The 26,350-nt window shown below is 71.7% G+C and carries 26 protein-coding genes; 10 read left to right on the top strand and 16 right to left on the bottom strand.

All coding sequences use genetic code 11. The features are described from left to right. Positions 1-15: 15 nt before the first annotated feature. Both ACIGXX_RS11680 and ACIGXX_RS11675 read right to left on the bottom strand, forming a co-directional pair. Entirely contained in the window at positions 16-543 is a 528-nt protein-coding gene (locus ACIGXX_RS11680; protein WP_399974879.1) for an AAA family ATPase, read from the bottom strand. Positions 544-616: 73 nt separating this feature from the next. Continuing rightward, entirely contained in the window at positions 617-1,168 is a 552-nt protein-coding gene (locus ACIGXX_RS11675; RefSeq protein ID WP_351159799.1) for a DoxX family protein, read from the bottom strand. Between the two features lie 222 nt (positions 1,169-1,390). On the opposite strand from ACIGXX_RS11675, the gene ACIGXX_RS11670 reads away from it, so the two are divergent. After that, a complete protein-coding gene (locus tag ACIGXX_RS11670) occupies positions 1,391-1,714 on the top strand; it encodes a nuclear transport factor 2 family protein (protein ID WP_361462785.1) in 324 nt (107 codons plus the stop codon). A 119-nt stretch (positions 1,715-1,833) separates the two neighbouring features. Then, positions 1,834-2,829 (top strand): aldo/keto reductase, encoded by a 996-nt coding sequence (locus tag ACIGXX_RS11665; protein ID WP_399974874.1) that lies wholly within the window; start codon positions 1,834-1,836, stop codon positions 2,827-2,829. On the opposite strand, the gene ACIGXX_RS11660 is transcribed toward ACIGXX_RS11665, so the two are convergent. The 3 genes from ACIGXX_RS11660 to ACIGXX_RS11650 all read right to left on the bottom strand — a co-directional run bounded on the left by ACIGXX_RS11660 (position 2,826) and on the right by ACIGXX_RS11650 (position 5,285). After that, complete coding sequence (locus ACIGXX_RS11660) at positions 2,826-3,734, bottom strand: PhzF family phenazine biosynthesis protein (protein ID WP_399974871.1); 909 nt, start codon at positions 3,732-3,734, stop codon at positions 2,826-2,828. The two genes, ACIGXX_RS11665 and ACIGXX_RS11660, sit on opposite strands and share 4 nt — an antisense overlap. A 58-nt stretch (positions 3,735-3,792) precedes the next feature. Then, a complete protein-coding gene (locus tag ACIGXX_RS11655; protein ID WP_351159790.1) occupies positions 3,793-4,260 on the bottom strand; it encodes a lamin tail domain-containing protein in 468 nt (155 codons plus the stop codon). Between the two features lie 173 nt (positions 4,261-4,433). Further along, positions 4,434-5,285: an SDR family oxidoreductase gene (locus tag ACIGXX_RS11650; RefSeq protein WP_351159788.1), complete on the bottom strand. Its 852-nt coding sequence runs from the start codon at positions 5,283-5,285 to the stop codon at positions 4,434-4,436. Positions 5,286-5,418: 133 nt separating this feature from the next. Here ACIGXX_RS11650 and ACIGXX_RS11645 point away from each other — a divergent pair, with 133 nt between their 5' ends. Beyond that, a complete protein-coding gene (locus ACIGXX_RS11645; RefSeq protein ID WP_351159786.1) occupies positions 5,419-7,053 on the top strand; it encodes an alkaline phosphatase D family protein in 1,635 nt (544 codons plus the stop codon). Positions 7,054-7,074: 21 nt separating this feature from the next. Here the strand turns inward: ACIGXX_RS11645 and ACIGXX_RS11640 are convergent, their stop codons facing one another. Beyond that, entirely contained in the window at positions 7,075-8,055 is a 981-nt protein-coding gene (locus tag ACIGXX_RS11640; RefSeq protein ID WP_399975207.1) for a Gfo/Idh/MocA family protein, read from the bottom strand. 127 nt (positions 8,056-8,182) lie between these two features. Here ACIGXX_RS11640 and ACIGXX_RS11635 point away from each other — a divergent pair, with 127 nt between their 5' ends. From ACIGXX_RS11635 to ACIGXX_RS11625, 3 genes are all read left to right on the top strand, one after another. Next, positions 8,183-9,538 (top strand): Bcr/CflA family multidrug efflux MFS transporter, encoded by a 1,356-nt coding sequence (locus ACIGXX_RS11635; RefSeq protein WP_399974867.1) that lies wholly within the window; start codon positions 8,183-8,185, stop codon positions 9,536-9,538. Then, positions 9,484-10,662, top strand: a complete 1,179-nt coding sequence (locus ACIGXX_RS11630; RefSeq protein ID WP_399974864.1) for a serine hydrolase domain-containing protein — start codon at positions 9,484-9,486, stop codon at positions 10,660-10,662. Before ACIGXX_RS11635 ends, ACIGXX_RS11630 begins: the two co-directional genes overlap by 55 nt. Before the next feature lie 78 nt (positions 10,663-10,740). Then, positions 10,741-11,760 (top strand): small ribosomal subunit Rsm22 family protein, encoded by a 1,020-nt coding sequence (locus tag ACIGXX_RS11625; RefSeq protein ID WP_383818442.1) that lies wholly within the window; start codon positions 10,741-10,743, stop codon positions 11,758-11,760. On the opposite strand, the gene ddaH is transcribed toward ACIGXX_RS11625, so the two are convergent. Further along, positions 11,749-12,573, bottom strand: coding sequence for a dimethylargininase (gene ddaH, locus ACIGXX_RS11620; protein ID WP_399974861.1), 825 nt, complete (start codon positions 12,571-12,573; stop codon positions 11,749-11,751). The two genes, ACIGXX_RS11625 and ddaH, sit on opposite strands and share 12 nt — an antisense overlap. A 163-nt stretch (positions 12,574-12,736) precedes the next feature. Then, the gene (locus ACIGXX_RS11615) at positions 12,737-12,919 is read right to left on the bottom strand and encodes a DUF6243 family protein (RefSeq protein WP_351159777.1); all 183 of its coding nucleotides are present in this window, start codon (positions 12,917-12,919) and stop codon (positions 12,737-12,739) included. Between the two features lie 136 nt (positions 12,920-13,055). Between ACIGXX_RS11615 and ACIGXX_RS11610 the strand changes: the two genes are divergently transcribed. Next, positions 13,056-13,688, top strand: coding sequence for a TetR/AcrR family transcriptional regulator (locus tag ACIGXX_RS11610; protein ID WP_351159775.1), 633 nt, complete (start codon positions 13,056-13,058; stop codon positions 13,686-13,688). 29 nt (positions 13,689-13,717) lie between these two features. Here ACIGXX_RS11610 and ACIGXX_RS11605 read toward each other — a convergent pair whose 3' ends face one another. Continuing rightward, a complete protein-coding gene (locus ACIGXX_RS11605) occupies positions 13,718-14,617 on the bottom strand; it encodes a glycerophosphodiester phosphodiesterase family protein (RefSeq protein ID WP_351159773.1) in 900 nt (299 codons plus the stop codon). A 170-nt stretch (positions 14,618-14,787) separates the two neighbouring features. On the opposite strand from ACIGXX_RS11605, the gene ACIGXX_RS11600 reads away from it, so the two are divergent. Beyond that, positions 14,788-15,531: a bifunctional DNA primase/polymerase gene (locus tag ACIGXX_RS11600; RefSeq protein ID WP_351159771.1), complete on the top strand. Its 744-nt coding sequence runs from the start codon at positions 14,788-14,790 to the stop codon at positions 15,529-15,531. A 38-nt stretch (positions 15,532-15,569) separates the two neighbouring features. Here the strand turns inward: ACIGXX_RS11600 and ACIGXX_RS11595 are convergent, their stop codons facing one another. From ACIGXX_RS11595 to ACIGXX_RS11565, 7 genes are all read right to left on the bottom strand, one after another. Next, positions 15,570-16,508, bottom strand: coding sequence for a hypothetical protein (locus tag ACIGXX_RS11595; RefSeq protein WP_351160664.1), 939 nt, complete (start codon positions 16,506-16,508; stop codon positions 15,570-15,572). Then, on the bottom strand, positions 16,411-17,409 hold the full coding sequence (gene efeU / locus ACIGXX_RS11590) for an iron uptake transporter permease EfeU (RefSeq protein ID WP_361462804.1): 999 nt from the start codon (positions 17,407-17,409) through the stop codon (positions 16,411-16,413). Before efeU ends, ACIGXX_RS11595 begins: the two co-directional genes overlap by 98 nt. 16 nt (positions 17,410-17,425) lie before the next feature. Next, positions 17,426-18,706 carry an iron uptake transporter deferrochelatase/peroxidase subunit gene (gene efeB, locus ACIGXX_RS11585; protein ID WP_351159767.1) on the bottom strand — a complete coding sequence of 427 codons (1,281 nt, stop codon included), beginning with the start codon at positions 18,704-18,706 and terminating at the stop codon, positions 17,426-17,428. Between the two features lie 21 nt (positions 18,707-18,727). Then, a complete protein-coding gene (efeO, locus tag ACIGXX_RS11580) occupies positions 18,728-19,891 on the bottom strand; it encodes an iron uptake system protein EfeO (protein WP_351159765.1) in 1,164 nt (387 codons plus the stop codon). A 192-nt stretch (positions 19,892-20,083) separates the two neighbouring features. After that, a complete protein-coding gene (locus tag ACIGXX_RS11575) occupies positions 20,084-20,926 on the bottom strand; it encodes a heme ABC transporter ATP-binding protein (protein WP_383818921.1) in 843 nt (280 codons plus the stop codon). Beyond that, positions 20,926-22,014: a FecCD family ABC transporter permease gene (locus tag ACIGXX_RS11570; protein ID WP_399975202.1), complete on the bottom strand. Its 1,089-nt coding sequence runs from the start codon at positions 22,012-22,014 to the stop codon at positions 20,926-20,928. Before ACIGXX_RS11570 ends, ACIGXX_RS11575 begins: the two co-directional genes overlap by 1 nt. Positions 22,015-22,019: 5 nt before the next feature. After that, the gene (locus ACIGXX_RS11565) at positions 22,020-23,036 is read right to left on the bottom strand and encodes a hemin ABC transporter substrate-binding protein (RefSeq protein WP_399974853.1); all 1,017 of its coding nucleotides are present in this window, start codon (positions 23,034-23,036) and stop codon (positions 22,020-22,022) included. 177 nt (positions 23,037-23,213) lie between these two features. Here ACIGXX_RS11565 and ACIGXX_RS11560 point away from each other — a divergent pair, with 177 nt between their 5' ends. Continuing rightward, positions 23,214-24,713, top strand: coding sequence for an HtaA domain-containing protein (locus ACIGXX_RS11560; protein ID WP_399974850.1), 1,500 nt, complete (start codon positions 23,214-23,216; stop codon positions 24,711-24,713). Positions 24,714-24,831: 118 nt separating this feature from the next. Beyond that, the gene (locus tag ACIGXX_RS11555) at positions 24,832-26,340 is read left to right on the top strand and encodes an HtaA domain-containing protein (RefSeq protein ID WP_399974847.1); all 1,509 of its coding nucleotides are present in this window, start codon (positions 24,832-24,834) and stop codon (positions 26,338-26,340) included. The last annotated feature ends 10 nt before the right edge of the window (positions 26,341-26,350 follow it).

The raw sequence follows: 26,350 nt of genomic DNA, 5'->3' as shown, positions 1-26,350 counted from the left end.
GAGGACGCTATCTGGTCAACTCGGCTCCGGAACAACGACTTTCGCGGCGATGCGCCGCGCCACCTCGTCCGGCGGAGTGTCCGTCGTGTCGATCACCTCGGCCGCGCGCCGCAGCCACGGTAGGGCCTCCTGGTAGACGGCGACGTGGTCGAGGCGCCAGGGGGCGATCGCCGGGATGTCCGCCTCGATGCGCCCGGTGAGGGTCCGCGGGTCGGTGTGCAGCACGAAATGCCGTACCGGTACGCCGAGTTCGCCGAGCCCCGCGTGCAACTCCGTCCAGTACTCCTCGACCAGGACCGTCTGCGGGACGACCAGCGTGTCGCCGGTGTACGCGATCAGCTGCCGCGCCGTCTCGACGACGAGGCGCCGCCACGGCGGCCAGTGCTGGAAGTCGGCCTCCTCCCGGAGGGGGCCGAGGACGTGGTGCAGCATGTAGCCCACCTCTTCGGCGTCGAAGAGGCGCGATTCGGGGATCAGGTCGACCAGCTTCTCGGACGTGGTGGTCTTGCCCACGCCGAAACTCCCGTTGATCCAGACAATCATGGGGTCCAGGCAACCACGTACGCCGTGAGCTGTCTGCGGCCCGCGCCCCGCAGTCCGCGGCGGGACGCGGACGTCACATGACCGGGTCGCCCGGCGTCGCAGCGCTCTGCTGCTCGCGTACGTTCTTCGCCCGCGAGCCCACCGACACCAGCGCCCCGACGGCCGTGCCCGCCAGGGCCGCCGGCACCATCCAGTTGCGGTTGAAGGAGTGGCCGAGCGAGCTGTCGAGGGAGTAGGCGCCGGGGCCCGTGACGGCGAGGGCGGCGGAGACCAGGCCGAGGAACGCCGGGTACTCGTAGCCGCCGCCCTGGCTGAAGAAGCCGTTGGGGGCGTGCACCGCGGTCGCCCCCGCCATGGCGCCCGCCGCCGCCGAACCGGCAGCGGGGGTCGCGAGGCCCAGCGCGAGCAGCGTGCCGCCGCCCGCCTCCGCGAGCCCGGCGATGACGGCGTTCGCCTTGCCGGGCGCGAAGCCGATGGACTCCATGAAGGCGCCGGTGCCTTCGATGCCGTGCCCGCCGAACCAGCCGAAGAGCTTCTGGGTGCCGTGGGCCGCGAGGACACCGCCGGTGGTGACGCGGAGCAGGAGGAGGCCGAGGTCGCGTCGGTCGAAGCAGGAACGGGTCATGGCGCTGTCTCCTGGGGTGAGCGGGTGGTGAGCGGGTGGCGATGGGTGGTGAGCGGTTGGGGAGGGGGAGCGGGAGGGACGGGCGTGGGCGGGCAGGCCCGTGCGTGTCGGTGCTCGTCCCCCCCACCGTCCGTCAGAGCCCCGCCGCGCACCCGGCTCGGGCGGCCGTACGGGTGACCCCGTCCGGTGGCGGGGTGGGGCGGCCGATGTGACGGTGGGTGCATGAGCATTCAGGTAAACCGGCTCGCCGACCCGACGGTCCGGGCCTTCGTCACCGCCGTGAACTCCCACGACCAGGCCGCCTTCCAGGCCGTCCTCGCACCCGACGCGACCATGTCCGACGACGGTTCCGACCGGGACATCGCCGAGTGGACGGAGCGCGAGATCTTCTCCTCGCACGGCCACATGGACGTGGAGAACGAGTCGGACGCCGGGCGCGCGCTGATCGTCACGTTCCGCAACGACACGTGGGGGGAGATGCGGACGAAGTGGCACTTCACCGTCGACGGCGGGAAGGTCTCCCGGTTCGAGACGGGACAGGCCTGAAGCAGCTCTGAGGCCCTGAGCCCCAGCCCCAGCCCCAGCCCCTGAGCGTCGGCGTCGAGTGACGCGTTTCGCGTGAGGGCTTGTCTTCGCGTGCGCTTCAACTCCTAGCGTCCGTGGGCATGGAGACGACACGCAGGACATTGGGACGCAGCGGCATCGAAGTCAGCGCGCTCGGCCTCGGCTGCTGGGCCATCGGCGGTGAGTGGTCGATGCCGGGCGGCGAACCGCTGGGCTGGGGCGCGGTCGACGACGAGGAGTCGGTACGGGCGATCCGGCGGGCCGTCGACCTCGGTGTGACCTTCTTCGACACCGCGGACAACTACGGGACCGGGCACAGCGAGCGCATCCTGGGGCGCGCCCTGGGTGCGCGGCGGGACGACGTCGTCATCGCCACGAAGTGGGGCAACCTCTTCGACGAGAAGACGCGGACCGCCGCCGGGGTCGCGGACGACTCGGTGGCGTACGCACGCCGTGCACTGACCGCGTCACTGAAGCGGCTCGGCACGGACCACGTCGACCTCTACCAGCTGCACATCGCCGACGGCGATCTGGAGCGGGCGGCGCAACTGCGCGACACCTGCGAGGAGTTCGTGCGTGAGGGGCTCATCCGGGCATACGGGTGGAGCACCGACGACACCGAGCGGGCGGCGGTCTTCGCCGCGGGGCCGCACTGCACGGCGGTGCAGTACCGCTGCAACGTGCTGCAGGACGCCCCGGATATGGTGGCGCTCTGCGAGCGGCTGGAGCTCGCGAGCGTGCTGCGGAGTCCCTTGGCCATGGGGCTGCTGACCGGGAAGTACGTCGCCGGGCAGGCTCCGGTGGCCGGGGACATCCGCAGCGCGCCGCCCTCCTGGCTGCCGGGCTTCGGGACGGGCGGGGGAGCGGACCCCGAGTGGCTGGGGCGGGTGGACGCGGTGCGGTCCGTGCTCACCAGTGGCGGGCGGACCCTCACGCAGGGAGCGCTCGCCTGGCTCTGGGCGCGGAGCCCGCTGATGGTGCCCGTGCCGGGCTTCCGGACGGTGGCGCAGGTCGAGGAGAACGCGGGGGCGATGGAGTACGGGCCCCTGACGGAGGGGGAGTTGGCGGAGGTCGAGCGGATTCTGCGGGGGGACTAGCCCTCGATCCGCACCGCCGCCCCGCTCACCCGCACCTTCGCGTCGCCGTCCCGCAGGTTCACCGTGAGCACTCCGGGGCGTCCCATGTCCGCGCCCTGGTGCAGGGTGAGCTCCGACTCGGCGGGCACCAGGCCCAGTTCACGTGCGTACGCGCCGAACGCGGCCGCCGCGGCGCCCGTGGCGGGGTCCTCCACGACCCCGCCCACCGGGAACGGGTCGCGCACGTGGAAGGTCAAGTCCTTCTCCCGCCAGACCAGTTGGACCGTGGTCAGGTCCAGGCGCCGCATCAGGGCGGCGAGGCGTTCGAAGTCGTACGACAGGTCGGCGAGGCGTTCGCGGGTCGCGGCGGCCAGGATCAGGTGGCGGGCGCCCGCGTAGGCGATGCGGGGCGGCAGTGCCGGGTCGAGGTCGTCCGCGGGCCAGTCGAGCGAGGCCAGGGCCTCGGTCAGATCGGCCGCCGTGACCTCGTCGACGTGCGGCTCGACGCTGGTGAGCGTGGCCCGCGGGGCGCCGTCCGCGTCGGTCACGGTCACCGGGACCGTGCCCGCCCGCGTGGAGAAGACGAAGTCGCCCGCGCCGGCGCCGTGTTCGGCCAGGGCGACCGCGGCCGCCACCGTCGCGTGCCCGCAGAAGGGGACCTCGGCCTGCGGGCTGAAGTAGCGCACGTCGTAGGCGCGGCCCGCTTGGCCGGAAGCGGAAGCGGAGGCGGAAGCGGAGTCAGGGGCCGGGGTCAGGAACGCCGACTCGCTGTACCCCACCTCCGCCGCGATCCCCAGCATCGCCGCATCGTCCAGACCGGCGGCGTCGAGCACGATCCCGGCGGGGTTGCCGCCCGCCGGGTCGGCCGAGAACGCGGTGTAGCGCAGTACGGCGGGAGAAGCGGCCCCGGGTGCATTCGTCGTCATGTCGCAGAGCAACCGTTCCGAGGCCCCGGTCATTCCCGCTGCCGGCGCGTGGGGCCCGTCAGTGGCAGTTCTTGTAGCCGGGGTTGCTGTTCGTCCAGGAGCAGGAGTCCTTGAGTGAGCCGCTGGGCTTGACGAGGCGGGCCTTGTCGCTGGTGTTGTTCCAGACGTACGAACCGCGGCCCCAGTAGCGGACGCCGGACGCGTTGGTGCCCTTGCCGGTGCGAACCTTGACGGTCTTGCCGGCGCCGATCTTGTAACTGCCGAAGGTGTACGTGTAGCCGGTGTTGTCCTTCAGCTTGTAGCCCTTGAGCTGGATCGCCGAGCCGGAGCTGTTGTGGATGTTCACCCACTCCGCATTCAGCGAGGAGTTGGATCGGGTGTCCCGGCCCGGGCTGTCGAACTGGATGTACCCGAGGTGCAGTCCGCCCTGGTGGCGCGCGGCCGCGGACGCCGGGGTCGCGGCGAGCAGCGAGGCCGAGAGCGCGGCCGTGGCGAGGACGGCGGGGACGGCGGAACGTATGCGCAAGGTGTGCTCCGAGTGTGCTCTGAATGTGGAGTTCTCGTGGAGGGCACGCTGAGCATACGGGGCGCGATGTCCGCAATTGGCGCGGGACTTCATATTCCGTTTGTGAAGATGTGGGCCGACCGTGAGGGCTGGGTCACGGTCGGCCACGTCGTGGGCGCTCGAAGCCCCGGCGGCTAACCCCGCCCGACGAAGGGCATGTTCGTCGCGAGGACCGTCGCGAACTGCACGTTCGCCTCAAGCGGCAGCTCCGCCATGTGGCGCACGGTCCGCGCCACGTCCGACACGTCCATCACCGGCTCGGGCGCCAGCTCCCCGTTGGCCTGGAGGATTCCGGTCTGCATCCGCTCGGTCATGTCGGTCGCCGCGTTGCCGATGTCGATCTGGCCGCAGGCGATCCGGTAGGGGCGGCCGTCCAGGGAGAGCGACTTCGTCAGGCCGGTCAGCGCGTGCTTCGTCGCCGTGTACGCGATGGAGCGCGGGCGCGGCACGTGCGCGGAGATGGAGCCGTTGTTGATGATCCGGCCGCCCTGCGGGTCCTGCTCCTTCATCTGACGGAAGGCCGCCTGCGCGCACAGGAAGGCGCCGTTGAGGTTCGTGTCGACGACGTGCCGCCACGCGTCGTACTCCAGCTCCTCGACGGGCACACCGCCGGGGCCGAACGTACCGGCGTTGTTGAAGAGGAGGTCGAGGCGGCCGAAGCGGTCGCGCACGGCCGCGAAGAGCGCGGCCACGTCCTCGGGCCGCGACACGTCGGTGCGCACGCAGAGCGCGTCGGTCGTGGCCGGGGCGTTCACCTCGGTGGACTCCTCGGCGTGCGGGACGGGCCGCACCGCGGCGCCCTCCGACACCCCGGCGGCGATCGCCGCCGTCTCCTCCAGCGTCTGTGTACGGCGCCCCGCGAGCGCCACGGACCACCCGGCCCGCAGCAGCTCCACCGCCACGGACCTGCCGATTCCGGAGCCCGCGCCGGTGACCACCGCGGACCTTGTCTGCTCGGTTGGATGCCCAGTTAGCTCTGCGTTCATGGCCCCGCAGCGTACGGGAGGCCCGTCCATACGGACATCATCGTCCCGCCATGCGGGTGTTGTGTACGCGACAGTCGCGCGTCTTCCCCCACCACTTGCATGCCCGTGACACCAATCGTCAGGGGAGGGCCACATGACACCCGCAGGCCAGCAGGGCACAGCCGAACTACGAGCCGCCGCGAGCCATCTTGGCCGCCGCCGTTTCCTCACCGTCACGGGGGCCGCGGCGGCGCTCGCCTTCGCCACCAACCTGCCGGCCGCCGGTGCCGCGAGCGCCGCCGAGCTGGACGCGCGGAAGATCGCCGACGACCCGTTCACGCTCGGCGTGGCGTCCGGTGACCCGCTGCCCGGCTCGGTCCTGCTCTGGACCCGCCTGGCCCCGGCCCCCTACGAACCGGGCAGCGGTCTGCCCGATCAGCGGGTCACCGTCCAGTGGGAGCTGGCCCAGGACGCCCGCTTCCGACGCGTCGTCAGACGCGGTTCCGTCACCGCGCACCCCGAGTACAACCACTCCGTGCACGTCGAGGTGAACAACCTCGGCGTCGCGCGGACCTACTACTTCCGCTTCAAGACCGGCACGTGGATCAGCGAGACGGGCCGGACCCGCACCGCCCCCGGGCCCGGCAGCAAGGTCAGCTCCCTGACGCTCGCCGCGGTCTCCTGCCAGGCGTACCACGACGGCTACTTCACCCCGTACAAACACCTGGCCGAGGACGACGTGGACGTCGTCTTCCACCTCGGCGACTACCTCTACGAGTACGCGGTCAACGCGGTCGGCGGCGCCCGCAACTACACCGACCGCACCCTGCCCGCCCTCTACAACCGCGAGACGCAGACGCTGGAGGACTACCGCCTGCGGTACGCCCTCTACAAGTCCGACCCGGATTTGCGCGCCGCGCACGCCGCGCACCCCTTCGTCGTCACCTGGGACGACCACGAGGCCGAGAACAACTACGCGGACGACCTCGACGAGAACGGCAACCCGCCCGCCGAGTTCCTGGTCCGCCGCGCCGCCGCCTACCGCGCGTACTGGGAGAACCTGCCGCTGCGCAGCCCCCAGCGGCCCCAGGGCCCCGACCTCCAGCTCTACCGCCGCGTGCAGTGGGGCAAGCTCGCCCAGTTCGACATCCTGGACACCCGGCAGTACCGCTCCGACCAGGCCTACGGCGACAAGGCCCACGTCCCGGGCCCGGAGTCGGACGACCCGGCGCGCACCATCACCGGCGCCACGCAGGAGCGCTGGCTGACCGACGGCTGGCGCCGCTCGCGTGCGCTGTGGAACGTCGTGCCGCAGCAGGTCACCTTCTCCGAGCGGCGGCTCGACCTGAACGCCGAGGCGAAGCTGTCGATGGACGCCTGGGACGGCTACCGCGCGTCCCGGCAGCGGGTCCTCGCCGGGGCGAAGTCCGCCGGGATCGAGAACCTGATGGTGCTCACGGGCGACGTGCACGTCGGGTACGCCTTCGACATCAAGGCCGACTTCGACGACCAGGCGTCCAGGACGGTCGGCACGGAGATCGTCGCCACGTCGATCGCGAGCGGCAAGGACGGCGCCGACAAGCCCGCGAACTGGGACACCTACACCAAGGCCAACCCGCACCTGAAGTTCTACAACGGGCGGCGCGGATACGTGACCGTCGGTCTCGGGCAGGAATCCGCGCGCGCCGATTTCAAGACCGTCTCCGCGGTGACGACGCCCGGGGCGCCGATCACCACGGCCGCGTCCTTCGTGACGGAGGCGGGGAACCCGGGGCTGAAGCCCGCGTAGCCCGGCGGGGCGGGGGTGCGCTCACTCGCCCGGGTAGCGCACCCCGATCCGCTCCCGCACCGCGTCCAGGGTCCGCATCACCGCGAGGGTGCCGTCGAGCGGGACGAGCGGGGACTCGGTGTCGCCCGCGCGCAGCCGGTGCATGACCTCGGCGGCCTCGTGCTTGAGGCTGTCGCGGGGGCCGTGCTCGGGGACGGCGGTGAACTCCTCGGGGTCACGGCCGTCGCGGTGCAGCACGAAGCGCTCCGGGAAGAAGAAGCCGTTCGGGAGGTCGATGCGGCCCCGTGAGCCGGTGACGGAGGCGGTGACCGGGGTGCCCGCGTTGATGGAGCAGTGCAGCAGAGCGTGAGCACCGCTCTCCCAGGAGAGCAGCATGCCCGTCTGGAGATCGACGCCCTCGTCCGAGAGCGTCGCTCTCGCGCTCACCCCCGAGGGCTCCCCGAGCAGCAGCTGCGCGAACGACACCGGGTACACCCCGAGGTCGAGCAGCGAGCCGCCGCCCTGCTCCGGGTCCCGCAGCCGGTGCGAGGGAGGGAAGGGCCCGGCGAGCCCGAAGTCGGCCTGCACGGTCCGCACCTCACCGATCGCCCCGTCGTCGACCAGCGCCTTCATCCGCCGGATCAGCGGATTGCAGTACATCCACATGGCCTCCATCAGGAAGAGGCCGCGCCGCCGGGCGAGCGTCACCAGCTCCTGCGCCTCGCGCGCGTTCAGCGCGAACGCCTTCTCGCAGAGCACCGCGCGGCCCGCCTCCAGGCACAGTCCCGCCGCGGCCCGGTGCGAGGCGTGCGGCGTCGCCACGTACACGACGTCGACGCCTTTGTCCTCGGCGAGCGCGCCCCACTCCCCGTAGGCGCGCGGTATCCCGAACCGGTCGGCGAACGCCTTCGCCGACGCCTCGGTGCGCGACGCCACCGCGACGACCTCCGCGTCCGGCATGTCGAGGAGGTTCGCCGTGAACGACGCGGCGATCCCACCCGTCGCGAGGATGCCCCAGCGCACGGGTTCACGGTTGTCTTCCACCACTGGAGCCCCTGTCCGTACCGCGGAGTACCGCGGAAATGGTCTCAACCAGCACAGCTGAGCTGAGAGCATAGGTAATCGCACGCCTCATCGGGAAGGAATCCGTATGCCGGAGCACGGCAGCCGCACGACGAGCGGGTCGAACGACCCCCTCATACGGCAGTCCCGGCCGCCGGAACCGGAACCGGGCCCCGCATCCGCCGCACCCGCACCCGCCGCCGCGGCCCTCACCGCCCGGCGCCGCACCGGCCTCATGGTCACCCTCGTGCTCGGTGGCCTCACCGCGGTCCCGCCGCTCTCCATGGACATGTACCTGCCGGCGCTCCCGGAGGTCACCCGCTCGCTGCACACGTCCGCGGCGACCGCGCAGCTGACCCTCACCGCCTGCCTCACCGGCATGGCGCTCGGGCAGCTCGTCGTCGGGCCGATGAGCGACAAGTGGGGGCGGCGCAGGCCGCTGCTCATCGGGCTGCTCGTCTACATCCTCGCCACCGCGATCTGCGCGCTGGCGCCCACCGTCGAACTCCTCGTGGGCTTCCGCCTGTTGCAGGGCCTGGCGGGCGCCGCGGGCATCGTTATCGCCCGCGCCGTCGTCCGCGATCTCTACGACGGCGTGGAGATGGCCCGCTTCTTCTCCACCCTCATGCTGATCTCCGGGGTCGCCCCGATCGTCGCGCCCCTCATCGGCGGCCAGGTCCTGCGCTTCACCGACTGGCACGGCATCTTCGTCGTGCTCACGGCGATCGGCATCGCCCTGACCGCGGTGGTCTGGCGCTGCCTGCCCGAGACCCTCGCCCCGGAGAAGCGGCACAGCGGCGGCACCGTCGAGGCGCTGCGCACCATGAAGTCGCTCCTGGCCGACCGCGTCTTCACCGGGTACATGATCGCGGGCGGCTTCGCGTTCGCCGCGCTCTTCGCGTACATCTCCGCCTCGCCGTTCGTCATCCAGGAGATCTACGGGGCGTCCCCGCAGACCTTCAGCCTGCTCTTCGGCGTGAACTCCATCGGCCTGATCATCGTCGGCCAGATCAACGGCAAGATCCTCGTCGGCCGAGTCAGCCTCGACAAGGCGCTCGCCTTCGGCCTGGCGGTCATCGTGCTCGCCGCCGCCGCGCTGCTCCTGATGACCTCGGGCGTCTTCGGGGACGTCGGCCTGTTCCCCGTCGCCGCCGGGCTCTTCGTCCTGATGTCGGCGATGGGCCTCGCGATGCCCAACACCAACGCCCTCGCCCTGATGCGCACCCCGCACGCCGCGGGCTCCGCGTCGGCGCTGCTCGGCACGTCCTCGTTCCTCGTCGGCGCGATCGCGTCGCCGCTGGTGGGCATCGCGGGCGAGGCCACGGCCGTGCCGATGGCCGTCGTCCAGCTAGTCTGCGCTCTGGCGGCCATCGCCTGCTTCGCGGGGATGTGCCGCCCCTGGCAGCACTCGGCCAGGACGACTCGGGAGGGGACGGACCACTGACCGCGCCACGCCTGCTGCGCGCCGGGACGCCGGATCGCGCGGGGCTCGACACGGACGAGATGGCGGCCCTCGTACGCGAGGTGCGCGCACTGACGCGCGGCGAGCGCCCCTGGTGCTCCGGCGCCGTGGTGCTCGCCGGGCGCGGCCCGGTGATCGCCGTGGAGGAGGCGGTGGGCCGTGCGGTGCGCTACGCCGCGTACGACCCCGAGAAGGACGCGGGCGTCGAACTGCCGCCCGCCGAGCAGGTGTTGACCCGTACCGGCACCCCCTTCGACCTGGCATCGCTGACCAAGCTCTTCACGACGGTCGCCGCGATGCAGCAGCTGGAGCGCGGCACGCTCGGCATCGACGCGCAGGTCTGCGCGTACGTCCCCGAGTTCAGGGCCGCCGCCGAGCACGGCATCACGGTGCGCCAACTGCTCACGCACACCTCGGGCCTGCGCCCCGAACTCCCGCTGTACGACTGCCCGGACGACGCCGCGCGCCTCGCCGCCCTGCGCGCGGAGGCCCCGTCGGGCCAGCCGGGCGACCACCTCTACTCCGACCTGAACATGCTGCTCCTCCAGCACGTCCTGGAGCGCATCACGCGCCGCCCGCTGGACGTCCTGATCCGCGAGGGCATCACCCGGCCGCTCGGCATGGCCGCCACCGGCTTCGGGCCGCGCCCCGACGCCGCGGCCACCGAGGACCAGCGCAGGCCCTGGGCCAAGGCCGACCGGGGGATGCTGCGGGGCGAGGTGCACGACGAGAACGCCTGGGCGCTGGGCGGCGTCGCGGGCCATGCCGGGCTCTTCTCCACCGCACGCGACCTCGCGGTCTTCTGCCGCGCGCTGCTGTGCGGCGGCTCGTACGGCACGGCGCGCATCCTCGGCCCGGACTTCGTCGAGCTGATGCTGACGCCACCGGGTCTTGGCTTCGGACTCGACCAGGCATGGTTCATGGGGGAGCTGGCGGGCCGCGGCGCGGCGGGGCACACCGGGTTCACCGGGACGTCCCTGGTCATGGACCCCGCCACGGACACGTACCTGATCCTCCTGGCCAACACGGTCCATCCGCGCCGGGGGCGGGCCGACAGCGGCCCCCGGGCCCGCGCGGCCACCCGGCTGGCCCGCGCCGCCCGCTGAGGGCTCCCGCTGGGGGGGGGGCGCCCTGCGGCAGCGCTGGCTGGCGGGGGCCGTCTCGTCCGCCTCTAGAATCACGGGGTGAACGCCCCGAATTTTCCGGTAGCACCGGCCGAGACCCTGCGCACCGCCCTCGCCGGGCTCCTCGACGGGCTCGGGCCCAAGCAGGCCACGCAGGCCGTGGACCGGCTGATCGCCAACTACCGGGGCCTCACCCCCACCGACGCCCCGATCCTGCGCGACCGCGCGGACGTCGCCGCGTACGCCGCGTACCGCATGCCCGCGACCTTCGAGGCGGTGTGTTCCGCGCTCGGCGCCCTCGCGGACGCGGCGCCCGCGGGATGGGCGCCCGGCAGCCATGTGGACGTCGGCGGCGGGACCGGCGCGGCGACCTGGGCGGTGAGCGCGACCTGGGACGGCGAGCGGCCCGTCACGGTCCTCGACTGGGCCGAGCCCGCCCTCGCCCTGGGGCGTGAACTGGCCGCCGCGAACCCGTGGTTGAAGGCGGCGCAGTGGCAGCGCTCCCGGATCGGAGCGGCGCTCAGCATCGAGAGCACCGATCTCGTCACGGTGTCGTACGTCCTCAAGGAGCTGACCGAGGCCGACCGCCGGTCCCTCGTGGACGCGGCGGCGGCAGCGGCACAGCAGGCCGTCGTCATCGTCGAGCCCGGCACCCCCGACGGCTACACGCGCGTCATCGAGGCCAGGGACCGGCTGGTCGCCGCCGGCTTCCGTATCGCCGCCCCCTGCCCGCACAGCGCCGCCTGCCCCATCGTGCCCGGCGAGGACTGGTGCCATTTCTCCGCCCGCGTCAGCCGCTCGTCCCTGCACCGGAAGGTCAAGGGCGGCTCATTGGCGTACGAGGACGAGAAGTTCAGCTACGTCGCCGCCGTCCGCTTCGATGCGGCTCCCGCGCCGAAGCGTGTCGTACGCAAGCCGCAGATCCGCAAGGGCCAGGTCCTGCTCGACCTGTGCGCGGCGGACGAGACGCTGCGCCGCGAGACGGTGACCAAGCGCCACGGGCCGCTGTACCGCGCGGCCCGTGACGCGGAGTGGGGCGACGCCTGGCCGCCCCACGACGGCGACGCGCTAGGCGCGTAGCTCCTGCGTGCAGCACTTCACGCTGCCGCCGCCCTTGAGCAGCTCGCCCAGGTCCATCCCGACGGGTTCGTAGCCGCGCTCCCGCAGCGGTGCGAAGAGCCCGACCGCGGCCTGCGGGAGCAGCACGTGCAGGCCGTCCGAGACCGCGTTGAGCCCGAGCGCCACCGCGTCCGGCTCAGCGGCGATCAGCGCGTCGGGGAAGAGGCGCCGCAGGACCGCCCGGCTGCCCGGCGAGAACGCGGGCGGGTAGTACATGACGTCGTCCGTGGCGTCGTCGAGCACCGCGAGCGCCGTGTCCAGGTGGTAGTAACGGGGATCGACCAGATCGAGCCCCAGGACCGGGCGGCCGAAGAACTCCTGCGCCTCTCCGTGCGACAGGGGGCTGGCCCGGAAGCCGCGTCCCGCAAGGACGTACGAGGACGTGACGGCGAAGTCGCCCTCGCCCTCGTTGACATGGGTCGGTTCGTGGAGGTCCGTGAAGCCGTGCTCCCGGAACCACTCCAGGTGGGCGACCGCTTCGTCGCCGCGCTCGGGATAGGCGAACCGCGCGCCGAGCACACGGCCCCCGATGACGGTCGCGCCGTTCGCGGCGAAGACCATGTCCGGCAGGCCGGGAAGCGGGGTGAGCTCCTCGACGGTGTGGCCGAGCGAGCGGTAGCGGTCGCGCAGGTCCTCCCACTGGGCTACGGCCAGCGGGACGTCGACCGGTTTGGAGGGGTCCATCCAGGGGTTGATGGAGTACGTGACCTTGAAGTGTGCGGGTGAGCACATCAGATAGCGCCGGGGTGTGGCGCGACGAGGAAAACGACTCAACGAGGGCTCCTCACGTACCGCGGTGGTCAGTTACTGCCCATAGTGGGGCAGTTGCTGCCCATGGTGCGGTCTGAGGAGCCCTCGCGCTGTGATCTGAACGGGTGGTTCAGCGAGTGGTCAACCCGGGTCGGCGGACGGTCAAGACGCCGTCCACGTCCCCGTCTCACGACCGGCCGTGCGCCGGGCGTCCCTCCTGCAGCCTGCGCAGCAGCTCACGCTTCTGCGCCTGCGGGCTCAGCCCGCCGCCGACCTGGCCGCCGCGGCCCGAGCCGCGCAGCGCCTTGCGGGAGAGGTTGGTGCGCGTACCGCCCACGCCCAGCATGTTTCCTGCTCCGCCTCGCGACATCTGCGTACCTCCGGATCGAACAGCCTTGGCGAGACGGTCCGTCTCGCTTCTTCGACCACTTTGAACGAGACGGATCGTCTTGTCAAGGGTTGATGAGACGGTACGTCTCGGCTCGTTCGCTGCTACATTCGATGGCATGGTCCAGAAATCCGCCCCTGACTCCAAGCGCCGCAGCGAACGCTCGCGCCGCGCGATCTATGACGCAGCACTCGAACTCGTCTCCGAAGTCGGCTACGGAAAGCTCACGATCGAGGCGATCGCCGCCCGGGCGGGCGTGGGCAAGCAGACGATCTACCGCTGGTGGCCGTCCAAGGGCGCCGTCCTGCTCGACGCCTTCGTGGACCTGGGCGAACAGGCCCACCAAGAGGCGAGCGACAACGCGGGCCACGACCTCGCCCCGACCGAGATCCCCGACTCCGGAGACCTGGAGGCGGACCTCAAGCTCGTCATGCGGGCCACCGTCGACGAGTTCAACAACCCCAAGTACGACGCTCCTTGGCGGGCGCTCGCCGCCGAGGGCCTGCTCAACACGGAGCTCGGCGCCGAGTACGTGGAGAGGCTCCTGGAGCCCGGACTCCAGATGTACGTGAAGCGCCTGGAGATCGCCCAGGAGGCCGGCCAGGTCGCCCCCGACGTGGACCCCCGCATCGCCCTGGAGCTGTGGACGGGCCCGCTCGCCCAGCGCTGGATGCAGCGGACCGGCCCGCTCACGCACGAGTACGCCGACAAGCTCGTCGAGTACGCCCTCTACGGAATCGCGCCCCGCTGATCACCGTCCCCGGACCGGCCCCCGGCCGATCACGCGGCGTTGACCGGCCACCGCTCCCGGAGGCCGGCGGCGCTCACGCCCTTCACGCCCTTCACCGGCGTGCGCGCGAGCAGCCCCGGCCGGTCCGTGATCACGCCGTTGCAGCCGAGCCGCAGCGCCCGGTCGCGCTGGCCCGGCGTGGTCACCGTGTGCGCCCACACCCGGGGGACCCCGGAGCCGACCGCCCGCAGGAGATCCGCGTCCCGCGCCTTGTGGTCCACGTCCAGGACGTCCACGAACCCGGCCCACCGCTCGGGCCGGTCCGTGCGCATCTGCGCCTTGGAGCGCCACAGCTGCGCGAGCAGCCCCATCCGGTGCGCGCGCCACGCGACACCGGGCTCGTTGGAGTTCACGAAGACCGAGCGCGTCAGACCTCGCGCGCGGATCAGCGAGCCGAGCGTGCGCAGGCTGCGCGGATCCTTCGCCTCCAGCATCAGCACGATCCGCCCGCCGAAGCGGTCAAGGACCTCGGCGACCGTCGGCGGGCGCTCGGGGCGCCAGCTGCCGGGCAGCCCGGCGCTCGGCCGCAGCCTGACGTTCTTCCATTCGCGCAGGGTGAGCGAGCGCACCGGGCCCTTGGACGTCGTCGTGCGGTCCAGGGTCGCGTCGTGCATGGCCACGAGCGTGCCGTCGCGCAGTATCCGCGTGTCCACGTCGATGACCTGGGCCGTGCCGCGTGCGTACGCCGCCACCAGGCCGGACATGCTGTTCTCCGGCACCTCCAGGGCGCCGCCGCGGTGCGCGGTGTACGTGATGGAGGGGAGCGCCTCCACCGTCAGGGGGCCGCCGCCCCACTCGATCGGGGCGAGGGCCCCGGTGGGCGCCGCGAGGGCCAGTGTGGTGAGGCTCATGAGCCCCGAGAGTCCCGTGAGCGCAGTCCTGGTGACCATGGCGAACACGGTAGGGGCGTATATCCCCCGTTAGTACGCAATGACGCGCGATGTCACCCTGCGCCTTGCATCACCCCAGCTACCCCGGATGTGGGCTCTGGCCCCCCGAGGAGCAGGATGGTGCGACCATGGGACATGCTTCTCGGCACAAATGCGAGGTGAGGGGATAGATGGGCGCGGAGTTCGGCCGCCGTTCCGGCGGACAGAGCAGGATTTCCCAGTGGCTTCGCCGGCGTCCCCGACCGGAGGACACGGCAGGTGACGAGGCGGGCCGCGAAGCCTTGCTCGTCGCCGCGGCGGCGGCGGGCCTGCCGCTCTCACCGGCCGCGCACCCCTCCGCGTACCGATGTTCCTGTGACCGCATCGGCTGTCCCACCCCCGCCAGGCACCCCATCTCCTTCGCCTGGCAGACGCAGTCCACCACCGACCGCGGGCAGATCGAGCGCTGGGCCAGGCATCAGCCGCAGGCCAACTTCATCACCGCGACGGGAATGGTCCACGACGTCCTCGACGTGCCGGTCGCCGCCGGGCGCGAGGCGCTCGCCAGGCTGCTCGCCGACGGCATCGACGTGGGTCCCGTAGCCGAGTCCGAGGGCGTCATGGACGAGGGGCGGATGCTCTTCTTCACGCTGACGCGCGGCACCCCCGAGGACGAGGACGAGTGGTGGCCCTGCGAGCTCGACTGCCACCCCGAGACGACGAACGAACACCCGGGCTTCCGCTGGCACTGCCGTGGTTCGTACGTCCTGGTGCCGCCCGCGCGGCTGCCCGGTGACCTGGCGGTCAGCTGGATCCGGGGCCCCGAGCACGCGCTGCCGGACCCGCTGACGCTGCTGGAGACGCTCACCGACGAGTGCGCCCGTGTCGCGGGCGAGCCCCAGCACGACGTCGCCGCCTGGCCGTTGAGAGGCTGACGCCCCGCGCGCGAGGCGTTCTGTGGCTGTCGGCCGCTCTACTCGCCCTGCGCGCCCGTCAGTCCCTGGATGCGGCTCAGGAAGGTCACCTTGCCGGAGCCGGCCGGGTCGACGACGACCTGGTTGGAGACGCGCTCCAGCATCACCGACTGTTTGACCTCGCCCGTCAGGAGAGGCTTCACCTCGGGTTCGACGGTGAGGTTCACGCCCTTCGCGGCGGTCTGCTTCTCGTAGTGGTGCGTCGAGAAGAAGACCATCGCCCCGCCGTCCTGGGTGCGCAGACCCACCGGCGCGAACGCTCCGTCGTTCTTCGGCTCGTCGATGTACTGGACGGCGATGCCCCGACGCTTGGTGTTCTTGTCGCGGAACGCCTTCCACGTCGACGTGTGATCACCCGGCGCGAACGTGTCGCCGCCCGACTTCAGATACGTCGTGTACTGCTCGCCGAGGTTCTTCGGCGCCACCGCCAGGGCCTTGGAGCCCGCATCGACCGGCTCGGCCCAGCCGTCCTGGTCCTTCTTCAGCTCGGGCATCTTGTCGGGCGACACCAGGTTCAGGTACGACGCCTCCCACAGCTGGTCCGCGCTGCCCTTCGTGAAGACGAGCAGCCAGCGCAGGTCGCCCCTGCGGTTGGACTTCGTGTCCGCGACGAACCACCGGGGCCAGCCGGCCTTCTTGGGGATCGAGAACTTCGCGTCCGTCAGCTCCAGCGGCACCTGGTTCGGGTTGCCGTCCGGGTTCCGCGCGCCCTTCGACTTCAGGCCCGCCTGGTTGATGGCGCTCAGCGGGCCCGTGACCCGGGCCGCGTCCAGGGCCGGGTCGTACGCCTTCTCGGCCTTGTTGTACGCGGTGAGGAAGTCCTTCAGTGCGCGGTCGGCCTCAGCCTTCGTCGCCGACGGGACGACCTCCCGCTCCCCGTGCACCGTCACGCACCCGCTCGCCGTCACCGTCAGTACGGTCACCGTCGACGCCGCCATCGCGAACCGGACCGGCCGTCGAGACCGTCCCCGCCGCATCGGAGTGCGCTGCCTTGGAAGCCTGCTCATGCGTTGCGTTCACCTTCCCCTTCCCGGGCCCGAACCCTACCGGGGCGAAGAAGAAGGCGAGCGTCGGGACCAGGTACAGCAGCCACACCGTGACCTGGACAACCGTCGGGTCGGGCTGGAAGTTGAAGATGCCCTTCAGGAGCGTGCCGTACCAGCTGTCCGGGGGGATCGTCGCGCTGATGTCGAACGCCTTGTTCTGGAGGCCGCCGAGGAACTCCGCCTCCTGCAGGTCATGGACGCCGTACGCCAGGACGCCCGCCGCCACGACCACCAGCATGGCGCCGGTCCAGGTGAAGAACTTCGCCAGGTTGATGCGGACCGTGCCCTTGTAGAACAGCCAGCCCAGCGCGATCGCCGTGAGCAGGCCAAGGAGCACGCCGATCAGCGGGCCCGGCGTGCCGTCGTTGGACGCCCGGACCGAGGCCCAGACGAACAGCGCCGTCTCCAGGCCCTCCCGGCCCACCGCGAGGAACGCGGTGGCGACCAGGGCGGCCGTGCCCATCTGCAGCGCCGCGTCCAGTTTGCCGTGCAGCTCCGCCTTGAGATGACGGGCCGTACGCCGCATCCAGAAGACCATCCACGTCACCAGGGCGACGGCGACGATGGACAGCGAACCGCCCAGCGCCTCCTGCGCCTTGAACGTCAGCTCCTGCGAACCGAAGGTCAGCGCGCAGCCGAAGCCGAACGCGAGGGCGCACGCGACGCCGATGCCGATCCAGATGGGCTTGAGCGCGTCGCGCCGCTCCGTCTTCACCAGATAGGCGATGAGGATGCACACGACCAGGCTGGCCTCGAGGCCCTCGCGCAGGCCGATCAGGTAGTTGCCGAACATGTCTGTCAGATCCCCCTCAGCCGAACAGTGCCCGGCCCCACCAGTCGTCCTTGTCGCGGACGCCCGGCGGGATCGCGAAGACCGCTGAACCCACGTGCTGGATGTACTCGTTGAGAACGTCGGCGCGCGCCAGGCTGCGCTGCACCGGGATGAAGCCCGTGCGGACGTCCCGCTGGTAGGCGAGGAAGAAGAGCCCCGCGTCCAGGCGGCCCAGGCCGTCGGTGCCGTCCGTGAAGGAGTAGCCGCGGCGCAGGATGGTCGCCCCGTCGTTGGTGTCCGGGTGCGCGAGCCGGACGTGCGAGTCCGGCTTCATCGCCTTCAGGAACGGCTCGTCGTGCTCCTTGGCCTTGCCGACCGGAGCGCCCTCGCCCTTGTCGCGCCCGAAGATGTCCTCCTGCTCGCCGAGCGGAGTCCGGTCCCAGGTCTCGACGTTCATGCGGATGCGGCGTGCGACGAGGTAGGAGCCGCCGACCATCCAGCCGGGCCCGTCCTTCTCGCCGACCCACACGTGCTCGGCGAGCGCGGAGCCGTCCTCGCCCGAGATGTTGCGGGTGCCGTCCTTGAAGCCGAAGAGGTTGCGCGGCGTCTGCGCCCCCGGAGTCGTCGACGAGGTCTTGCCGAAGCCGAGCTGCGACCAGCGCACCGCGACCTTGCCGAAGCCGATGCGGGCGAGGTTGCGGATGGCGTGCACGGCGACCTGTGGGTCGTCCGCGCAGGCCTGCACGCACAGGTCGCCGCCACCACGGGACTTGTCCAGGTTGTCGCCGGGGAACTTGGGCAGATCGACGAGTGCTTCCGGCCGCCGGTCGCCGAGCCCGAACTTCTCGAAGAGGCTCGGCCCGAAGCCGATGGTGAGCGTGAGCCGGGACGGCTTGAGGCCGAGCGCCTCGCCGGTGTCGTCCGGCGGCGCCTCGGAGAGACCGCCGAAGGCACCCTCGCCGACCTGGTGCCCGGCGGTCATCCGCGCGGCGGCCCGCGTCCAGTCCTTCAGGAGCTGCACGAACTGCTCGCGGTCGTCCGTCTTCACGTCGAACGCGGCGAAGTGCAGCCGGTCCTGGACGGGGGTCGCGATCCCCGCCTGGTGCTCGCCCCGGAAAGCGACCGCGCCGCCCGCCGACGCGGCGGGCACCGCCTCGTCCCCGGCCCTGGCCACCGCCACCGCGCCCCCGGTGACGGCGGCGCCGAGCGCGAGCCCCGCACCGCCCCAGCCGAGGAGCGAACGCCGGGAAGGGGAGCCGGATGTGGGCTCATCGCCCGGCTCGCGGGCCGTGTCGGTGTCACGCGTGGTCTCGGTCATCGTCCCGGAACCCCCTTGCCGCTACTTGGTCGTGACGACGGCGGCGGCCAGCTTCGACAGCGGCTCCGCGAGCGCGTTGACGCCGTCCGAGAGCTCCTTGCGGTCCGCCTTGCCGACCTTGTCGTACGACGTGAACGTGTACGAGTCCGCGCCGCCGCCCTTGCGGTACTTGCCGAGCAGCTCGTCAAGGGCCGCGAACTGCTTGTCGAGCTCCTTGGTGAGCGCCGGGTCGTTCTCCGACGCGACCGCCTTGAGCAGGCCGTACGCCTTCTCCGCGCCCTCGACGTTCGCCTTGAAGTCGACGAGGTCGGTGTGCGAGTAGCGCTCCTCCTCGCCGGTGACCTTGCCGGTGGCGACCTCGTCGAGGAGCTCCTTGGCGCCGTTGGCCATGGAGGTCGGGGTGATCTCCGCCTTGCCGACGCGGTTCTGCCAGTCCAGGAGGTCCTTGTCCAGCCGGGTGGCGAGCTCCTTGTCGCGCTCCCCGAGCTTCTTGTCCTTCCACAGGGACCGCTCCAGGCGGTGCCAGCCCGTCCAGTCCTTCTCCAGGTCCTGGCCGTCCTCCAGGCCGTCCTCGCGGAGGTCCACCTTCGGGTCGATGTCACCGAAGGACTCGGCGACCGGCTCGGTGCGCTCCCAGCCGATGCGCGAGTTGGCGTACGCCTTCTTCGCGGCGTCGACGTCGCCCTCGCGGACGGCGTCGGTGAAGAGCTTCACCTTGGGCAGCGTCGCGTCGGCCTGCTCCTGCGCGTAGGCGCGGTAGTCGGCGACGGCCTTGTCCAGGCGCGGGTCGCGCTTGACGGCCTTGCCGCCGCTGACGGTGACCTTCTGGCGGATGCCGTCGCCCTTCATGCCGGGCTTGCAGGCGATCTGGTACGAGCCGGACTTCACCTCGGCGGTGAGCTTCTGCTTCGTGCCGGGGCCGATGTTCTCGCGCTCGCTGACGATGCGGTCGTCGGGGAAGAGGAGGTAGACCTCGGTGACCTTGGAGCCCTTGTTCTCGATGGCGAGCTCGACGTGCCCGGCGCTGAGCTTGGTCTTGGAGACGTCGCACTTGTCGTCGGTGGCGGTCACCTCGACGGTGTTGCCGCCGCCCTTGGCGTCGCTCTTCTCGGTGCAGCCCGTGACGGCGGTGAGCGTCGCCGCCGCGGCGATGGCGGTGACTGCAGAGAGGCGGACAGGGCGCATAGGGGCTCCAAGGCGGTTCACGGACGGTTCCGGCATGCCGGTGAGGCGGACCTAACTTAACTGAGCCTTACCTGGTCGATACCCAGCCGTCCAGTGATTCACCTCTCACCGTTCGGGGCTGCTCACAGGGGCGTCACGGCAGGGTGATGGGCACCTCATGGGGTGGTAAAGCGCAGGTCAAAAGGTGCCGTTTCAGGTCCGGACCGGAGTGATCAGCGGGGCGCCGGTCCGCGGGTGCGGGAACACCTCGACCGGCTGCCGGTAGACCTCGCTCAGGAGCTCGCCGGTGAACACGTCGGCCGGCGGGCCCTCCACGGCGAGGGCGCCGCCGTGCAGCACCGCGGCGCGGTCCGCGTACGCCGCGGCCAGCCCCAGGTCGTGCAGGACCACCACCACCGCGTCACCGGCGCCGGCCCGCTCCCGGCAGATCCGCAGAACCAGCTCCTGGTGGCGCAGATCGAGCGCCGCGGTCGGCTCGTCGAGCAGGAGGAGCGGCGCCCGCTGGGCCAGGACGCGGGCCAGCGCGACCCGCGCCCGTTCGCCGCCGCTCAGCGCGGAGAAGGGGCGGGCCGCGAACTCGCCCACCTCCGTCGAGGCCATCGCCTCACGTACGACCTGCTCGTCGTCGTCCTCCAGGGCCGTGCCCGCCCAGGGCGCGCGCCCCATCCGCACGACGTCCTCGACCGTGAACGGGAAGGACAGGGCGGCGGCCTGCGGCAGCACCGAACGCCGCAGGGCGAGTTCACGGGCGGGCCACTCCTCGGCGGGGCGCCCGCAGACGCGTACGACCCCCTCGTCCGCCGGGATGTCCGCGGCCAGCGCGGCCAGCAGGGTCGACTTCCCCGCTCCGTTGGGCCCGACCAGGGCCAGCACCTCGCCCGCGCGGGCGCTGAGGGACACCCCGGCGAGCACCTCGCGCCCGCCGAGCCGCACCACGAGCTCCGACGCCTCGGCGAGCGCGTCGCCGGGGGTGAAGGTCCCCGGCAGCGCGAGCCCGCGCCCGGACGGGAACAGCCGCTCGGCGATCCGCGTCATCATGCCCAACCCCCTTGCCTACGACGGGTCCTGCGCAACAGCCAGAAGAAGAACGGGCTCCCGAAGAGCGCGGTGAGCACCCCGAGCGGCAGCTCCGCGGGCGCCGCCACCGTCCGCGCCGCGAGATCCGCGCCGACCAGGACGACCGCCCCGCCCAGCGCACTGCCCGGCACGAGGAAGCGGTGCCCGGGGCCCGCCGCCATCCGCAGCAGATGCGGGACCAGAAGCCCGACGAACGTGATGATCCCGGCGACGGCCACGGCGGCGGCCGTCAGCAGCGCCACCACCAGGACCAGCACGAGCCGCAGCCGCTCGACGTCCACCCCCAGATGCCGTGCGGGCCGCTCGCCGAGCGCGAGCAGGTCCAGCTTCCGCGCGTACAGCGGCGCCACGGCGAGACCGGCCACCGCGCACGGCAGCACGGCGAGCACCTTGGGCCACGTGGCGCCCGCGAGCGAGCCGAGCTGCCAGAAGGTGATCTGGGTGATCTGTGCGTTGTCCGCGAAGAAGATGCAGAGCCCGATCAGCGCCCCCGCGAACGCGTTCACGGCGATGCCGGTGAGGATCAGCGTGACGACCTCCGTGCGGCCGCCGTTGCGCGAGAGGACGTACACGAGCAGGACCGTCGCGAGCCCGGCGACGAACGCGCAGACCGTCACGGTCCAGTTCCCGAAGAAGCTGAGGCCGAGCGCGATCGAGGCCACCGCGCCGACGGCCGCGCCCGCCGAGATCCCGATGACACCGGGCTCGGCGAGCGGATTGCCGAACACGCCCTGCATGAGCGCCCCCGCGCACCCCAGCGAACCGCCGACGAGCAGCGCGAGCGTCACGCGCGGCAGCCGCACGTTCCACAGGACGCTCTCGCCGACCCGGTCCAGGGCGCTCCCGCCGAGACCGATCCGGTGCTGGACGGAGCTGAGGACGTCCCCGAGGGGGATGTCGTACGCGCCGATCCCGGCGGAGAGGAGACAGAGGAGGACGAGGACGGCGGTGAGCCCGATGGTCAGGGGCACGGCCGCGCCCCTGCGGCGGGTCCGCGGAGCCGTCGGCTCCGCGTCGGCGGGCCCGGCGTTCGCGGACTTGGTCAGGACGGTCACTTCTGAGCGCCCCCGTACAACTGCTCCACCAGCGACTTCAGGACCTGGTCCGTGCGCGGCCCGTAGTTCAGGAGCACCCCGTCGTCGATCGAGACGATGCGGCGGTCGAGCCCGGCGGGGGTCTCGGCGACCCCCGGGACCTTGAGCAGCCCGTCCACGCCGTCCACGGATTCCAGCCCCTTGGACATGACCAGGATCGCGTCCGGCGCCGCCTTGGCGAGTGCCTCGCTGGTGATCGCCGTGAAGTCCTTCCTCAGGCCCGACGCCTTGCCCGCGTCGACCGCGCCCGCCGCCTCCAGGAGCGAGGCCGCGCCGGACTCCCGGCCGCCGAGCAGATAGACGGACGCGGAGCCGCGCAGGTAGAGGAAGGCGACGCGGGGCTTCTCGGTGCGGGCGGAGGCCGGGATGGACTTCCGCACCTTCGCGATGCGTTCCTGCGTACGGGACTTGAGCTCGGCGCCCGCCTTCTCGACCCCCAGCGTCCTGGCCACCGCGTCGATCCGGGGGCCCACGTCGTCGAGGCCCTTCGCCGGGTCGAACACGACCAGCGGGATGCCCGCGTCACGTATCTGGTCGATGGCCTCCGCCGGCCCCGTCGAGGTGTCCGCGAGCACGACCGTCGGCTTCAGGGACAGGACGCTCTCCGCCGAGACGTCGTGCGCACGTGTCACCACCGGCAGCTTCTTCGCCTGCTCGAAGGTCGCGGTGATGTCGCGGGCCACGACGTCCTTGCCGAGCCCGAGCGTGAAGACGATCTCGCTCAGGCTGCCGGTGAGCGGGACGATCCGGCTGGTGTCGTCGACGGTGACCTTCTTGCCGTCGGCGGAGGTGACGGTGGCGGGGAGCACGGGGTCGGGGCGGGTCTTCAGCGGCTCGACCCGGTCGGGCGCCGAGGCCGCCGCCTTCGCCTTCGGGGACGTACCGCCACCGCCGTCCGACGATGATCCACAGCCCGTGAGGGCCAGGGCGAGAACGGCGGTCCACGCGCCGGCGATACGGAGTGAGCGCGGCATACGCACCGAAGTCCACCGTCCTGTCGTGCTGTTGAGGGTCTGCTGCGGGTCTGCTGCGGGTCTGCTCTGGGTCTGCTCTGGGGCGCTTGGGGCCCGGGTGGCCGGGATGGGGGTTCCGGCCGGAGTGATCGTAGTTTAGGTTAGCCTTACCTCATTAGCCACACCTGGAGGGGTCCCATGTCGCCGTCAAGACAGGCGCGAGCCATCGCCCGCGCCGGAGCCGTGGCCGTGCTCACCGCACTCGTCGGAGCACTGCTTCCGGCGGCCACCGCGCACGCGCAGGACCGCACGGTCCAGGGCGGACGGCTCGACTGGGGCATCAAATCCTCCTTCCAGAGCTACGTCACCGGGCCGATCGCGCAGGGGAGTTCGACCTTGCGGGGCGGCGCCGCCACGGTCGGCGGCAGCCAGTTCCGCTTCCACTCGGCGAAGGGGTCGTACGACCCGGACAGCGGCGCCTTCAGCGCCGCCTTCTCCGGCGGGGTGCACTTCCTCGGGCACAAGAAGGGCGGCTCGTACGAGCTGGACCTCACCATCAGCCGCCCCACCGTCAAGATCTCCGGCGGCTCCGGCACGCTCTACGCCGACATGGTCAGCAAGGAGAAGGGCACGGGCAAGGTCACGTCCAGCGCCCAGGTGCCGCTCGCGACCCTCGGCATGTCGGGCATCGGCATGAAGGGCGGCGCGGGACCGATCGCCCTCAACAACCTCCCCGCCACGCTCACTTCCCAGGGGGCGAAGGCCTTCGCCGGGTACTACACGGCGGGCACCGAACTGGACCGGGTGAGCCTGTCGGCGGACCTCGCGGGGAAGGCGGGCCCCGGCTCCGACAAGCCGTCGAAGAAGCCGTCGCCGAAGCCCTCGAAGCCCTCGAAGTCCGAGCAGGACAAGGCGAAGGCAGGCCGGATCGAGGACGCCGCCGTCGACTGGGGCGTGCGCCGCACCTTCCGGGAGTACGTCACCGGCTCCATCGCCAAGGGCGAATGGAAGCTGTCGGCCGGCGCCCAGGACGGGGGCGCGCTCTTCCGCTTCCCCCAGGGCGAGGGGACGTACGACAAGAAGGAGCAGAGCCTCGACGCGGACTTCGCGGGCGCGGTGCGCTTCACCGGCGAGCACGGCCTCGATCTCGCCCTGAGCAAGGTCGCCGTCGAGGTGAAGGACGGCAAGGGCACGCTCTTCGCCGACGTCGACAGCAAGGGCAGCAAGGGCGGCAACGGCAGCAAGGGCGACAAGGGCGTCACGCTGAGGAAGGCCCCGCTGATCACCTTCGCGGCCGAGGAGTTGAAGCCGAAGGACGGGCTGGTCTCCCTCACCGAAGTGCCGTCGAAGCTCACCGCCGACGGCGCCAAGGCGTTCGGCGGCATGTACAAGGCGGGCTCCGCCATGGACCCGCTCTCGCTCGCCGTCGGCCTCGACGCCGACGCGAAGCTGCCCGTGCTGCCCGACCTCGGCTCGTCCGCGAGCCCGACACCGCAGGCGAAGAAGGCCGAGCCGAAGACCCAGAACGCCGCCGAATCGGCCGAATCCTCGTCGCCCGCCGTGCCGATCGGCATCGGCGCGGGCGTGGCGGTGCTGCTCGCCGCGGCGGTCGCGTTCGGGGTCGTACGCAAGAAGCGAGCGGCGGCGGACACCTCCGGTGCTCCCGGTGGTCCCGGTGCTCCCGGCTCGGATTCCTGACCTTCCTTCCCCCGTCTCTTCCCCCGTCTCTTCCCCCGTCTCTTCCCTCGTCTTTCTTCTCTCCTCTCCAACCTCCCGTTCTTCGCTGTCACCTCTCTCGTCAAGGAGAAGCCTGATCATGGCCGCCACCCGTCGTCCCATAACCCTCGCGGCAGCCGTCGCGACCGCTGTCACGCTCGGCGCGACCGCCCTGACCCTTCCGGCGCTCGCCGCCGACGGCGAAGCCGCCGCCGCGCCGAAGATGGAGCTGAAGGACGGCACGCTGGACTGGGGTTTCAAGGAGACCTTCCGCAAGTACGTCACGGGCATGGCCGCGGGCAAGATCGAGGCCACGGACGGCGCCAAGCAGGCCGCCGACAACGGCGTGTTCACCTTCACCGACGGCAAGGGCACCTACGACACCGGGACGCACGCCACCGACACCGCCTTCAAGGGCAGCGTCCGCTTCTCCTCCACGGCCCACCGCTTCGACATCAAGGTCTCCGACGTCAAGGTCCGCACCGAGGGCACGGGCGGCGCCATCCAGGCCGACATCAGCCTCAACGGCACCGCCCAGAACGACATCGACCTCGCCAAGCTCGACCTGACCGGCATCAGGCCAGGCCAGGGCGAGGGCGGCGCGATGACCTTCAAGGACATCCCGGCGACCCTGACGGCGGACGGCGCCAAGGCCTTCAACGGCATGTACAAGGAGGGCGACAAGCTCGACCCGGCCACCCTCTCGGTGAAGGCGGGCGGCGCCCCGACCCAGAAGCCGACCGAGACGCCCAAGCCGACGGACAAGCCCACCCAGACGCCCAAGCCGACCGCGAAGCCCACCGAGACCCCGAAGCCGACGGGCAAGCCCACCGCGACGCCGAAGCCGACGTCCGGCACCGAGCGGCCCGCGGGCGAGGTCCACGACGGTTCGCTCGCCTGGGGCGTGAAGGAGAGCTTCCGCCGTTACATCGAGTCCGGCGGCGGCGCCACGCTCTCCGGCGGCGCGGAGAAGAACGACAACGGCTACGACTTCCCGTACGCCAAGGGCGACGTGGACAGCGACGCGAAGAAGCTGAACGCGTCCTTCGGCGGCGCCGTCCGCTTCCAGTACAAGGCGCACGGCATCGACATGAAGTTCAGCGACATCAAGGTGGCCGCGAGCGGCGCCAAGGGCACGCTGACCGTGGACGTCACCACGCCCAAGGGCACCAACAACGACGTGAAGTTCGCGACGCTTGACCTCTCCAAGGCGTCGTACGCGGCGAAGGACGACGTCGTCGTGCTCGACAAGGTCCCGGCGGCGTTCACCGCGGCGGGCGCGAAGCAGTTCGAGAGCGAGGACGCGCCGTCCGGCTACAAGGCGGGCGACGCGATCGACCCCGTGACGGTGGCGCTCTCGGTCGCCGAGGGCGCCGAGCTTCCGGGCGGCAGCGGCGGCAGCGGCGGCACGGGTGGAGCCACTGACTCCGGTACCACCGGCGGGGGTTCGTCCGACCTCGGCGGTGGCGGCTCGGTCGGCGGCGGTACGGGGGGCTCGCTGGCGTCCACCGGTTCGTCGGTGCCGACGGGGGCGCTGCTCGGGACCGCGGGGGCGATCGCCGCCGCGGGCGCCGGTGCGGTCTTCGTGGCTCGCCGCAGGGCTTCCTGACCCCTCGGGA

The organism is Streptomyces sp. NPDC055243 (assembly GCF_044544025.1).
GTDB lineage: Bacteria > Actinomycetota > Actinomycetes > Streptomycetales > Streptomycetaceae > Streptomyces.
This window is presented reverse-complemented; position numbering and strand designations above follow the sequence as displayed.